The following is a 12,441-nucleotide window of genomic DNA, read 5'->3' on the forward strand; positions in this document are numbered from 1 at the left end:
GTTGAAGAAATGTGGCGGCAGTGGGCTTGCTCAGGGCTTGCGCGCGGTGACGCTCTTCACCAGCGCCACATGCGCGGGAACGAAGCGGCCGGCGGCATCGATGGGCATGTCCAGCGTGAAGAGGCCGCGCGCGGTGGCCGCTTCGGAGAACCAGGTGCGCAGCTGCGAGGCCGAGAAACGCGCCGGCGTCGGGCTGCCCCAGGAGGCGGCCAGCGGCGTGAGCACGTGCAGCGTCAGGTCCGATGGCGCGGCGCTCAGGTGCGCGGGCGGGTCCATGTACTCGCCGGCCATCAGGTTCTGGCAGGGCGCCGACTTGAGGCTGAAGCGCTGCGGGCCTTCGCCCGCGTTGAAGGCCAGCCAGCGGTTGCCGCCGCCGGCGCGCGAGGCGCTGCACAGCATGTCCCAGCCGGCGGGCGTCATGCCCTTGGTGTTGTAGGTGCCGTCGAACCACCAGCCGCTCACGAGCGAGCCGTAGCGCTCCGACCAGTCGCGCACCACGCTCGACCAGGCCGCGATGAAGCGCGCGGGCGGCGGTTGCTGCTCGTTCACGTCGCCCAGGCAGGTCATGAGCGCGGGGTCTTCCTGCGGCGCGCGGAACGGCAGGTACAGGATCAGCGCGATGCCGCGGCTGCGCAGCGCCTGGCCGATTTCCAGCGGCAGGTCGCGCGGCGGGCGGTTCTTCGCGCTGCCGGGGCACAGCACCTCGAGCGCGGAATTGGGCGCGATGTACTGGCCGTTGTTCTGCCCGAGCGTGAGGATCAGGTGCGACGCGCGCATCTCGGCCAGCGACGCGGCGAAGGACTCGACGTCGAAGCGCTTGATCTCGTTGATGGTCTGCTTGTCGGGCAGGTAATGCACCATCACGCCGAAGCCGGGCATCGGCGGCACGTCCGCCGGCTGCGCGCGGGCGGCCAGCGACACCGCCGCGAGCAGCAGCGCCGAGAGCAATCGCATGGGCTGTCTTTTCATGGCGTCACCTGTGTGAATGACAGTGCGCCGCGCTTGAGCATCAGGTAGCGCCCGGCGATCGCAGCGGGTGTGCAGGCGGCGGCATGCACCCACACCGGCGGCGTGCGTTCATGCCGCGCGAGGTACCTGGCGAGCCGGTAGGGGTCGCTGCCTGCGCTGCCCACGAAGAAGCCGTAGCCCGCGAACAGCTCGCGGTGCACCGGAATGTCGGACAGCAGCAGCGGCACGCCCAGCGTGGCCGCCTCGGCCGCCGAGAGGTTGAAACCCTCGGAAGTCGACAGCGAAATGAACGCGGTGGCGCCCACGTACAGCCGCAGCAGTTCCGCGCGCGGCACCAGCCCCCGGTGCCGCACGAAGCCGCGCACCTCGGGCGCCAGCGCCGAGACCATGCGCTCGACCTCGGCCGCGCCGTTGCCGGTGATGTCGAGAAAGTCGACCAGGCCCGCGCGCCGCATGCGTTCGAACAACGCGAGGATGCCGCCGAAGTTCTTGTGCGGGTAGTAGTGGTAGGCCGCGATCAGGTAGCGCTCATGCTGTGCCGCGCCGGGCGTTGCCTGCGCCATGGCGGCAGGCCGCGGCGCGTCCACCGGATTGAAGATGACCGCCGAATGCTCGCAGCGGCCGAAGTGGCGCTCGAAGTCCTGCTGGCTGCTGCGGCTGATGAAGACCACGTCGGCCTCGCTGCGCGCCGCGCGCCACAGGTTCCAGCTCAGGAAGAGGCGCTTGCTGCGCTTGAAGTACTGGGGAAAGGTCTTGTACTGCAGGTCGTGCACCACCACGATGGCGTCGCGGTGCCGGCCCAGCAGCGTGAACGGCAGGAAGTAGTTGGGGAACACCGAGAACAGCTGCTCGCCCGTGAGCAGCATGCGCAGGCGGTGGAAGTTGTAGAGCAGGGTGTCGAAGATGAAGCGGCTGATCTTCAGGCGCTCGGCCAGCGCGTAGAGCTTCGGATGGCGTTCGCTGACCGCCTCGACCCGGTCGTCGCGCGACAGCTGCATGTGGCGCAGCAGCACTTCGGACATGTTGAGCACGCCGCCCGTCCCCTTGTTGAGGCGGATGGTGTCGTAGTAGAGGTAGGTGGCCATGGCGGTCCTCACGCACTCGGAAGGCTGCGCCGCACGGTCCGCGGCTGCGGGCGGCGGGCGCGGGAACTCAGGGCGCCGGCGATCAGCGCGGCGATCACGCCGGAGGCCGCGAACGGTCCCCAGCCCAGGATCGGGCCGCGCATGAACGGCACGTAGGCGGCCAGCAGCACCAGCGCCGACAGGTAGGCGCCCGACAGCGCGCGGTTCGGGTCGATGGCGCGGTCGACGATGCGAAATCCCGCCGAGATCGCGATGCCCAGCAGCGCCGGCCCGGCCAGGCCGAAGTCGAAGTACGCCGTGGTGAAGGGCGGCAGCGACAGGTTGCTCTGCGAGAAGTTGCCCAGGATGGCCGACCAGCCGAGCGGGTCGAAGTCCGGGAACATCTTCAGGTCGCGCGGCAGGAAGAACGAGAAGGCCGAGAGCAGGTAGCGGCCCCAGCCCAGGTCGGGAATGGGCGCGCGCTCCAGGATGCCGGCCACCACGAACATCGCGTCGAAGTCGGGGCTGAAGGGAAAGGTCGTGAGTTCCTCGCCCCACATGCTGCCGCGCGAGATGAGGTTGAGCACCGGGCCCAGGCCGGCGATGGCACCGAAGATCACGGCGCCCAGCAGCCTGCGGCGCCCGCGCCCCAGCGCGTGGATGAGCAGCGGCAGCAGGCCGGTCAGCAGCACCTGGCGCGCGGTGTTGACGGGGTTGGCCGCGACCATCGCCAGCGCGAAGGCCAGCGCCGCCGCGCACCAGGACCACAACGTGCGCCGGCGCACCGCATGGATGGCGAGCGCCACGAAGCACAGCAGCACCACCAGCTTGGGCAGCGTGGAATAGAAGATGAAGTCCAGCGGCACGCTTTCTTCGTCGCCCGAGAGGCCGCGCGCCACGAAGTTGAGGTCGGGCCGGATGAACAGCGCGGCGAAGGCGGCCAGCGAGCAGCTCAGCAGCAGCAGCAGCGGATGGGCCACGCCGAGCAGCCGCTGGTCGTGGCGCCCCGGCTGGTGCGCGGGCGCGTCGGGCACGCCCAGCCGCGCGGCCTCCACGCCGGCCATGTACAGGATCAGCAGCACCAGCGCCTGCGTGTGCGCCGACGTGCTCATGAGGCCTGCTTCCCAGAAGTCGACCTCGTGCGAGATCTGCATGGCCGGTGCCAGCGAGAAGTAGGTGAGGATGGTCGCGTAGTGGATCAGCAGGAACACGCTGCCGCCGGACGAGCCCAGCAGCGAGAGCTGGACCAGCGACAGCGCGAACACCGCCACATAGCCCCACACCGGGTCGACCAGGCCGCACAGCAGCGCGCAGACGATGCCGGACCAGAAGGAAAGGGTTCGCATGGTGGGCCTGTGGGGTGGGTGGAACCGGTGGGTCTTGGTGCTGCGCGGCCCGCGTTCAGGCCTCGATGCTTTGCGGGGTGTGGTAGCCGTGGCGCTGCAGCAGCGCGCAGCGCTTGGCGAGCTCGAGGTCGCCCGCAACCATCTCGGCAACCATCTGGTCGAGGGTGATCTCGGGCACCCAGCCCAGGTTGTCGGCCGCCTTCGCGGGGTTGCCGCACAGCGTCTCGACCTCGGAAGGGCGGAAGTAGCGCGGATCCACGCGAACCAGCACGTCGCCCCGGCAGACGGCGGGCGCGTCGTCGCCGGTGACTTCGGTGACGATCGCCACTTCGTCGACGCCGCTGCCCTCGAAGACCAGCGAGATGCCGAGCTGCCGGGCCGCGCGCACGACGAAATCGCGGATGCTGTATTGCACGCCGGTGGCAATCACGTAGTCGACGGCCGTGGGTTGCTGCAGCATGAGCCATTGCATGCGCACGTAGTCCTTGGCATGGCCCCAGTCGCGCAACGCGTTCATGTTGCCCAGGAACAGGCATTGCTCCAGGCCCTGCGCCACGTTGGCCAGGCCGCGCGTGACCTTGCGGGTGACGAAGGTCTCGCCGCGGCGGGGGCTCTCGTGGTTGAACAGGATGCCGTTGCAGGCGTAGAAGCCGTAGGCCTCGCGGTAGTTCTTGGTGATCCAGTACGCGTAGAGCTTGGCCACGCCGTAGGGGCTGCGCGGATAGAAAGGCGTCGTCTCGCTCTGGCGCGGCTCCTGCACCTGGCCGTAGAGCTCGCTGGTACTGGCCTGGTAGAAGCGCGTCTTCGACTGCAGGCCCAGCAGCCTGATGGCTTCGAGCAGCCGCAGCGTGCCTAGGGCATTGATGTCGGCGGTGTACTCGGGGCTGTCGAAGCTGACGGCCACGTGGCTTTGCGCGCCCAGGTTGTAGACCTCGTCGGGCTGCACCTCCTGCATGATCCGCGTGAGCGCGCTGCCGTCCGCCAGGTCGCCGTGGTGCAGGTGCAGGTGGCGCTGCTCCTTGGAGTGCACGTCGGAGTAGAGGTGGTCGATGCGGCCGGTGTTGAACTGCGAGGTGCGGCGCTTGATGCCGTGCACCTCGTAGCCCTTCTCGATCAGCAGTTCGGCCAGGTAGGAGCCATCCTGGCCAGTGATGCCGGTGATCAGTGCGCGCTTAGACATGTTCGACCTCTTGGGTGTGGGTGGGTGTGTGGCCGTGGGCGGCGAGGTAGGCGGCGTAGGTGCGGCGCAGGCCTTCGGCCAGAGAGACGCGAGCCCGCCAGCCGATGGCGTTGGCGCGCGACACGTCCAGCAACTTGCGCGGCGTGCCGTCGGGCTTGGTGGTGTCGTAGCGGATCTCGCCCGTGTAGCCGACCACGCCGCGGATCAACGACGCCAGTTCGGCGATGGCGACGTCTTCGCCCGTGCCGAGGTTGATGTGGCCGCGCATCGGGTCGGTCTGCGCGGCGTAGCCGGCCTGCGGCAGGCTCATGACGTCGATGCAGCCCTGGGCCATGTCGTCGACGTACAGGAACTCGCGGCGCGCGTGGCCGCTGCCCCAGATCGACACGCCGGGCGCGCCGGCCGTCCGGGCCTGGTGGAAGCGCTGGATCAGCGCCGGCACGACGTGGCTGTTCTCGGGGTGGTAGTTGTCCCCGGGGCCGTACAGGTTGGTCGGCATCACGCTGCGGTAGTCGATGCCGTGGCTCTCGCCGTACTGCCGGTTGTAGCTTTCGCACAGCTTGAGGCCGGCGATCTTCGCAACGGCGTAGGGCTCGTTGGTGGGCTCCAGCGCACCGCCGAGCAGGGCTTCCTCGCGCATGGGCTGGTCGGCCAGCCGGGGATAGATGCAGCTCGAACCGAGGAACAGCATCCGCTTCACGCCGGCCAGGAAGGCCTGGTGCGTCACGTTGGCCGCCACCATCAGGTTCTCGTAGATGAACTGGGCCGGGTAGGTCGCGTTGGCATGGATGCCGCCGACCTTGGCCGCGGCCAGGTAGACCTGGTCGATGGCCTGCGCGGCGAAGAAGCGCGCAACGGCGGGCTGGTCGAGCAGGTCGAGCTCGGCGCGGCGCCGGGTGACGACCTCGTGCCCCATTTCGCCCAGGCGCCTGGTGAGCGCCTGGCCGACCATTCCGTGATGACCCGCGACAAAGATGCGCATAAGTTCTTTCGTGGGAGGTGGGTTGCAAGGTCCGGGTGCCGCTGCTTGGCGATGCCTAGCGCGACCCGCGCGCCCCGGTCACCACGCCGAAGGTCTTCAGCAGGATCCCGAGGTCGCGCCACAGCGACAGGTGCGCCACGTACTCGGCGTCCATGGCGGCGCGGCGGCGGTAGCTGATCTCGTTGCGCCCGCTGATCTGCCACAGGCCCGTGATGCCCGGGCGCACCGCGCAGTAGTGGTCCCAGTAGTCGCCGTACAGGTCCTTCTGCGTGAACATGCAGGGGCGCGGGCCGACCATGCTCATGTCGCCCTTGAGCACGTTCCAGAACTGCGGGAACTCGTCGATGCTGTACTTGCGCAGGATGGCGCCGAAGCGGGTGATGCGCGGGTCGTGCTCCAGCTTCTGGTAGATCGCCCACTCGCGCCGCGCGGCCTCGTTCTCGCGCAGGTGGCGCGCCAGCACCGCCTCGGAGTCGGCCACCATCGAGCGGAACTTGTAGAACTTGAAGACCTTGCCGTCCTTGCCGTAGCGCGGCTGCATGTAGATGGCCGGCCCGCCCGAGGTGTAGAGCACGCCGAACCAGATGAGCGCATAGGCCCAGCCGAAGAACAGGAAGAACGAGCCGGCCATCAGGATGTCGGCCGCGCGCTTGGCGCAGCGCAGCCAGAGCGCGCCGCCCAGCGGCCCGTACACGGGCGTGTTGGCGGCGTTGCCGACGCCCGCGGCGCCGGCGTTGCGCTGCGTGGAGGAGGTCGATTGAAGGGTGCTCATGATCCGGCGTGCTCCGGTTCGATGCGCTTGGGCATCACGGTGTCGGCGTGGGTGGTGTCCAGCGTGTAGGCCGGGTCGCGGCGCGCGGGGGCCGCGCCGCCGTAGCCGTAGTAGCCGTAGCTGTAGCTGCGGTTGTGGCGCTGAGAGGTGTCGACCGCGTTGAACACCACGCCGTGGAAGGCGGTGCCCACGTGGGCCATGCGCTTGGCGCTTTCCACCAGCTCGCCCATCTCGCTGGTGTCGGCGCGGGCCACCAGCAGCAGCGTGCCCATGCACGGCGCCATGGCGGCGGTCTCCGAGGCCAGCAGGGTGGGCGGCGCGTCGACCACCACCACGTCGTAGCGCGCGGACAGCGTGGCCAGCGTGTGGGCGAAGGCGTCGCTGGTCATCAGGCCGCCGGGGTCGGGGTGCAGCGTGCCGGCGCTCATCACGTCCAGGTTCAGCAGCACGTTGTGGTGGATGCCTTGCTCCAGCGGCACGCCGCCGGCAATGACGTCCGACAGCCCGTCCTTGCGCTGCAGGCCGAACTCCTCGGTGAGGCTGCCGCGGCGCAGGTCGGCGTCGATCAGCAGCACGCGCTTGCCCGAGGTGGCGAGCAGCGTGGCGAAGTTCGACGAGACGAAGGTCTTGCCCGCGCCGGCGGTGGCGCTGGAGATCATCACGCGGTTGTTGGGCGCGCCCAGCATGACGAACTTCAGCGCGGTGCGCAGGCGGCGCAGGCCTTCGAGCGCGGGGTCTTCCACGTGCAGCGCCGCCAGCACCTTGACGCCGGGCTTGCCGTTGCGCACGGCGCGGTCGAGCACGCGCTGCTGGGTGCTCAGCGGAATGGTGCTGTACACGCTCATGCCGGTGACGGCCTCGATGTCGTCGGGGTTGCCGATGGAGCGCTTGAGGTTCTTGCGCGCCATTGCCGCGGCGCCGCCGAGGAACAGGCCGCCGGCCAGCGCCAGCGCGACCACGATCAGCGGCTTGGGCCGCACGGGCTTCTCGGCCACCAGGGCCTGGTCGAGCACGCGCACGTTGGCCACCTTGCCTTCCTTGGCCAGGCGCATCTGCAGCGAGCTGTTCAGGAGCGTCGCATACAGGTCGGTGTTGACCTTGATGTCGCGCTGCATGCGCAGCGAGTTCTGCTGCAGCATGGGCATGCGGCGGATGCGCCCGTCGACCGAGCCCAGCTCCTTCTTGAGCGAGGCAATCTGCGTGTCCAGCGTCTGCACCATCGGGTGCGCCGCGGTGAAGCGGCCCACCAGGTCCAGGCGCTTCTGCTTGGCGTCGAGCAGCTTGGCCTGCAGGTCGACGTTCTGCGAGAGGGCGTTGCGGGCCTCGTCGTCCAGGCTGATGGTGCCGTTCTGGTTGCGGTACTGGTTGTAGCTGTCTTCCGACTGCTCCAGCTGCGCCTTGAACTTGGGCAGCTCGGTGCCCAGGAAGGCCAGCGCGCGCTCGGCCTGTACCGTCTTCTGGTCGATGTTCTGGCGCACGTACAGGCGCGAGATCTCGTTGAGCATGTCGGCCAGCTGGCCGCGGTTCTCGGCCTGCAGGCTGACGTCGATCACGCCCGACTGCTTGCCTTTCTCGACCACGCGCAGGTCCTTCTGCAGGCCCAGCAGGGTGAGCTGCTTGGAGTAGCGCACCAGCTCGAAGGCGCCGCCGGGCGCGGCGTCGAACGAGCCCACCAGCAGGTGCAGGGTGCCGCCGGGCACGGCCGCGTCCAGCGGCACGCCGACGGTGCCCTTCAGCGGGGTTTCCAGGTCGGCGTTGGTCAGCGTGTAGTTGCCGCCGTCGCCCGCCAGCAGCGTGAACTTCTTGCCTTCGAAGGCCGAGGGCACGTCCATCTGCGCGACGGCGATGCGCTCGGTGCCCGAGACGTAGTTGCCCATGCCGAAGACGCCGGGCGTGGACAGCTGGCTCGCGTGCCGCGCGAGGAACTCGCCCACCACCGGGATGTAGTGCGGCTTGGCGCTGATGTACAGCCGTGTGTTCTCCATCGCCTGGCCGAGCACCATGCGCGAGCGCAGGATCTCGGTCTCGCCGGTGGTCGGCGTCTTCACGCTGATGCCGCCGGCGCCGTTGGCGTCGCCCGGAAAGTTGCCGCTGGTGCGGTCCGAGTCCTCGACCTGGATCAGGATGTTGGCCTCGTAGACGCGCGGACCGAACAGGGCATAGCCCACCCCCACCAGCAGCGCCAGCACCGCGATGGTGGCGATCAGCCAGCGGCTGTCGATCAGGATGTCCAGGTATTCCCGGAACCGGGATTCCCTTGGCCAGGCGGTCGTCTCGAGCACCGTGACGGGGGCGGCCGCGGGTGCCGGGAGCGAAGGTTGCCAACGCGCGTTCATGAGGTTCACCTTTTCGTGTTGCGGGGTGGAGAACTCACCGGCGCGCGGTGTCGCGGCCGAGGTTGACGACCTGGGCGGCCGGCAGGATCAGGCTGATCACGCGGTTCCAGGTGACCAGCGGCACATGGTCGACATAGACCACGTCGCGCGGCATCAGCTCGAAGCGGTCGGCCAGCGCGAGCGCCACCGGGTTCTTCGCGTTGAGGTTGAAGATCTGCTGCACGTCCAGGTTGTCGGGCGAGTTGCGCACCACGTAGATCTGGCCGGGGTCGGAGGCGAGCAGGTCGGGGCCGCCGGCGTCGCCGAGCGCCTCGTTCAGGCTCAGGCGGCCGTTCATGCGCATCTGCAGCGACGACGGGGCCCGCACTTCGCCCATCACGTAGACCCGGCTGTCCTCGCGGGTGCCGATGTTCACCACGTCGCCGTTGCGCAGCGGAATGCTGTTGGCGTCCAGGCCCATGGCCTGCAGCGCGGGAATGTCGACCACCGTCGAGACGCCGCCGCGGGTGAGCGTGATGCGGGCGCGGTCGCCGGCCGTGGTGAAGCTGCCGGCGCGGCTGATGGCCTCCGACAACGTCATCGGCACGTCGGTGAAGATCTGCAGCCCCGGCGTGCGCACTTCGCCCTGCACGTAGGCGCGCTGGCTGCGGAACGACTGGATGCGCACCGTGACCTGCGGGTCCTTGATGAACTTCTGGATGCGCCCGGCCACGAGCTCGGACGCGCCGCTTTCGGTCAGGCCCTGCAACTTGACGCGCCCGATGTACGGAAAGCTGATCTCGCCGTTGGCGCCGACGATGAACCCCGGCGCCACGCTCACGCCGGTCGGGTCGGACTGCTGCGCGATCACCGCGCCGGCGTTGGGCAGCAGCTCGGGGTGGTCGTACACGATGATGCCGACCACGTCTCCCGGCCCGATGGTGTACACCGGCGCGGTGGCGAACAGGCGCTTCACGCCGTCGGACACGGTCTTGGGTTTCTGCGCGGCCTGCGCGCGGATCAGGTCGGGCGTGATCGGAATGATCTTGTTGTTCTCGGCCGAGGCCGTGCTGTCACCCGTGGTGCTGGTGAAGCCCAGCGGCCCCACGCCGCCGAAGCCGGGCGCGCAGCCCGACAGCGCGACCAGGCCGAGCGACAGCAGCAGCGCCAGGCCCGCCCATCGCAACCGGCGCTCCATCTGGGCCTCTGCTGCCGCTGCCCTGGCGGGGAAGGGGCGCGAGCCGCGTGACTGCGGCGCTGGATCGTGGCGTTCCATGGTGATCTCCTTGATGGCCGTTTTGACGGTGGGTGACGTGGGTGAGGTGAGTGAGAGGACCGGTTGAGGATGGGCAACAGGGCTGCGCTTCAGGGCGCGGCCCAGGTGGTGGGCATGGCGTGTTCGGCGCTCGCGAGCGGGCGGGCCTGGCTGCGGCGTTCGGTGCTGGCGCCGAAGCAGCGGTCGGTCACCCAGTCGCCGACCGATTGCAGGAAGAGCTGCTGGCCCCTTTCCGTGCACACGGTGTGGTCGACCTCGGCCATGAACTCGTACTGCAGGTCCTGCGTGAAGGGCTGGCGGCCGAAGGCGCCGAGCTGGTCGCGGCCGCGGTCGCACACGTGCAGCGAGCCCGAATACAGCAGCTGCACCGCGACCTTGCGTTCGACCAGCTGCCGCAGCGTGGCGCCGAACCAGACCGCGTTGTCCTCGGGCGCGCGCTTTTCGGCGAAGAAGCCCGGCATCGGCGTGGTCGAGTGGCTGCGCAGGAAGTGGCGCTGCAGCCAGCGCTTGGCCTTGCCCGGGAACGACGGGTGCGCGGGCGCGGCGAGCGCGCGGCGCACGTTGCGCTCCCAGCGTGCGCGCCGCTCGGGGAAGGCGAAGCCGTCGAACAGCGAGACGGCCACCACGCGCGGATCGGCCGCGGCCGCGGCCATGGTGTGCTCCACGCCCGAGCACATGCCCACCACGGTGAACTGCCGCGCGCCCAGCATGCGTTCGCCCAGGTCCATGGCGGCCTGCAGGCTATGCACGGCGCGGGTCTGCAGGTCGGGCGAGGTGTCGAGCGCGTCGCTGTCGCCGACGCCGCCCAGGTCGAAGCGCAGGCTGCTCACGCCGCGCGCGGCCAGCATGTGCGCCAGCTTCACGTTGATGCGGCGCGGCCCCACGCGGTGGTTGGCGCCCATGTTGAACATGAGGCAGGCCACGCCGGCCGGCGCCTGCTGCGCGGGGGCCGTGAGCATGCCCATCAGTGCGTCGCCGGGGCCGAAACGCACGGGGGTCTGTGTCGTGTCATTCATGGATCGCACCTTGGAGGCGGTTGAGCGCATCGGCCGGGACCATCGCGCTGTTGGGGTAGGGGTCGGAGGTCCAGTCGAGCTGGTGCTTGAAGTAGCCCAGGCGAACCGGCATGTGGCGCGACTGCTGGTCGGAGGCCCACTGCGCGGTGCGCTCGTCGTCGGGGCTGGCCAGCACCAGCGTGTCGTGCAGCGCGGTGAGCGGCAGCGACTCGGGCACCAGCGCCGCCAGCTGCGCACGCAGCGCCGGCGAGAGCACGGTGCCCAGCGCTTCCTCGGGCAGGGCGTCGGGCTGCTGCACCAGGCTGCGGCGCCAGGCCACGTCGGGAATGCAGAAGGTGGTGTCGATGGCGCTCACGTGGTCCTCGCGCAGCACGCGGGCATAGCGCCTGCCGTCGATCACCGGCTCCCACAGCACCAGCCGCACCGGGTCGCAGCGACCGCTGCGCGCGGCCAGCACGGCCAGCGTGGCGCCCAGGCGTGCGCCGATCCACACGATGGAAGCACTCGGCGCGCGCCGGCGCAGCTCTTCGTGCGCGCAGCACAGGTCGCGGCGCCAGCCGTCGAACTCGCCTTCGCTCTCGTCGCCCGGCGAGTCGCCCGAGCCGTAGAAGTCGAAGCGCAGCGTGGCGATGCCGGTGCGCGACAGGCGCTCGGCCAGCACCTTGAAGAAGCGGTGCGTGCGCAGGCCCTCCTGCCCGAAGGGCGGGCAGATGAGCACGGCCGTGTCGTCGGCGCGGTCCTGGTCGGCGGCATGGAACACGCCGAAGACCTGGCGCGACGCCGGGCCGAACATGAGGGGCGTGGAGCTCATGCGTGGGCCTCCGCCAGGCGGCTCGCGTGGCCGGCGCGGGCCTCGGTCTGGCGCCATTCGGCCAGCGAGCCCACGCAGTCCATGCGCGCGGGCGCCGGCCCGAGCACCAGCCACAGGATGCGCCCGGCCACCGACAGCTCGACACTGCGGCAGTCCGGCACCAAACCCACCTCGAAGCTCTGCGGCGACAGCAGCAGGCCCACGCCGATGGCTTTCAGGCAGGCCTCCTTGCGTGTCCAGCAGGTCAGGAAGGCCTTGTCGCGTTCCTGCGCGGGCAGGGCGGCCAGCGCCTCCTGTTCGCGCCGCGTGAAGTGCTCGGCCGCGAGCACGGCCGCGTCGGGCACCGCGCGCAGCAGCTCGACGTCCGCGCCCAGCGGGCCGCGCCCGCCGATGGCGATGAGCGCCAGGCCGTGGCTGTGGCTCAGCGAGAACTGCGTGCGCGTGTGGCCCGACAGCGACGGCTTGCCGAAGGAACCCGTGGCCAGCTGCAGCGCGGCGTGGTGCAGGCCGGTGTACTCGGCCAGCGCCTGGCGCAGCGCGATGTGCGAGGCCACGTAGCGCTGCCGGTCGGCGGGGAACCGGAAGTTCGCGGCGCGCGCGCACTCTTCGTCCGACAGGACCTGCGCGGGCAGGAGGTCGGTGAAGCTGTCCAGGTCGACGTACCGGCACACCGGCGCGTCGATGGACAGGGCGTAGGCAGAGCTGTTCAT

The 12,441-nt window shown here is 69.8% G+C and carries 11 protein-coding genes; all 11 read right to left on the reverse strand.

The window, feature by feature from the left end:
• Positions 1-30: 30 nt before the first annotated feature.
• The 11 genes from BM004_RS12585 to BM004_RS12635 all read right to left on the reverse strand — a co-directional run bounded on the left by BM004_RS12585 (position 31) and on the right by BM004_RS12635 (position 12,441).
• A complete protein-coding gene (locus BM004_RS12585; RefSeq protein WP_093213637.1) occupies positions 31-969 on the reverse strand; it encodes a hypothetical protein in 939 nt (312 codons plus the stop codon).
• The gene (locus BM004_RS12590) at positions 966-2,054 is read right to left on the reverse strand and encodes a glycosyltransferase (protein WP_093213639.1); all 1,089 of its coding nucleotides are present in this window, start codon (positions 2,052-2,054) and stop codon (positions 966-968) included. Before BM004_RS12590 ends, BM004_RS12585 begins: the two co-directional genes overlap by 4 nt.
• Before the next feature lie 8 nt (positions 2,055-2,062).
• Complete coding sequence (locus tag BM004_RS12595) at positions 2,063-3,379, reverse strand: hypothetical protein (protein WP_093121925.1); 1,317 nt, start codon at positions 3,377-3,379, stop codon at positions 2,063-2,065.
• A gap of 55 nt (positions 3,380-3,434) precedes the next feature.
• Complete coding sequence (gmd, locus tag BM004_RS12600) at positions 3,435-4,559, reverse strand: GDP-mannose 4,6-dehydratase (protein WP_093213642.1); 1,125 nt, start codon at positions 4,557-4,559, stop codon at positions 3,435-3,437.
• Complete coding sequence (locus BM004_RS12605; protein ID WP_093213646.1) at positions 4,552-5,541, reverse strand: GDP-L-fucose synthase family protein; 990 nt, start codon at positions 5,539-5,541, stop codon at positions 4,552-4,554. Before BM004_RS12605 ends, gmd begins: the two co-directional genes overlap by 8 nt.
• A gap of 55 nt (positions 5,542-5,596) precedes the next feature.
• Positions 5,597-6,313: a sugar transferase gene (locus tag BM004_RS12610; RefSeq protein WP_093213649.1), complete on the reverse strand. Its 717-nt coding sequence runs from the start codon at positions 6,311-6,313 to the stop codon at positions 5,597-5,599.
• Complete coding sequence (locus tag BM004_RS12615) at positions 6,310-8,649, reverse strand: polysaccharide biosynthesis tyrosine autokinase (RefSeq protein WP_093121918.1); 2,340 nt, start codon at positions 8,647-8,649, stop codon at positions 6,310-6,312. The genes BM004_RS12610 and BM004_RS12615 overlap by 4 nt, the downstream gene beginning before the upstream one ends.
• 34 nt (positions 8,650-8,683) lie before the next feature.
• On the reverse strand, positions 8,684-9,904 hold the full coding sequence (locus tag BM004_RS12620) for a polysaccharide biosynthesis/export family protein (RefSeq protein ID WP_093213651.1): 1,221 nt from the start codon (positions 9,902-9,904) through the stop codon (positions 8,684-8,686).
• 89 nt (positions 9,905-9,993) lie between these two features.
• Positions 9,994-10,920 (reverse strand): alpha/beta hydrolase family protein, encoded by a 927-nt coding sequence (locus BM004_RS12625; RefSeq protein WP_093121913.1) that lies wholly within the window; start codon positions 10,918-10,920, stop codon positions 9,994-9,996.
• Positions 10,913-11,731 carry a serine aminopeptidase domain-containing protein gene (locus BM004_RS12630; protein WP_093213654.1) on the reverse strand — a complete coding sequence of 273 codons (819 nt, stop codon included), beginning with the start codon at positions 11,729-11,731 and terminating at the stop codon, positions 10,913-10,915. The genes BM004_RS12625 and BM004_RS12630 overlap by 8 nt, the downstream gene beginning before the upstream one ends.
• Complete coding sequence (locus BM004_RS12635) at positions 11,728-12,441, reverse strand: 4'-phosphopantetheinyl transferase family protein (protein ID WP_093121909.1); 714 nt, start codon at positions 12,439-12,441, stop codon at positions 11,728-11,730. Before BM004_RS12635 ends, BM004_RS12630 begins: the two co-directional genes overlap by 4 nt.

The sequence above is a fragment of the Variovorax sp. OK212 genome (genome assembly GCF_900112425.1).
Taxonomy (GTDB): Bacteria; Pseudomonadota; Gammaproteobacteria; order Burkholderiales; family Burkholderiaceae_C; genus Variovorax.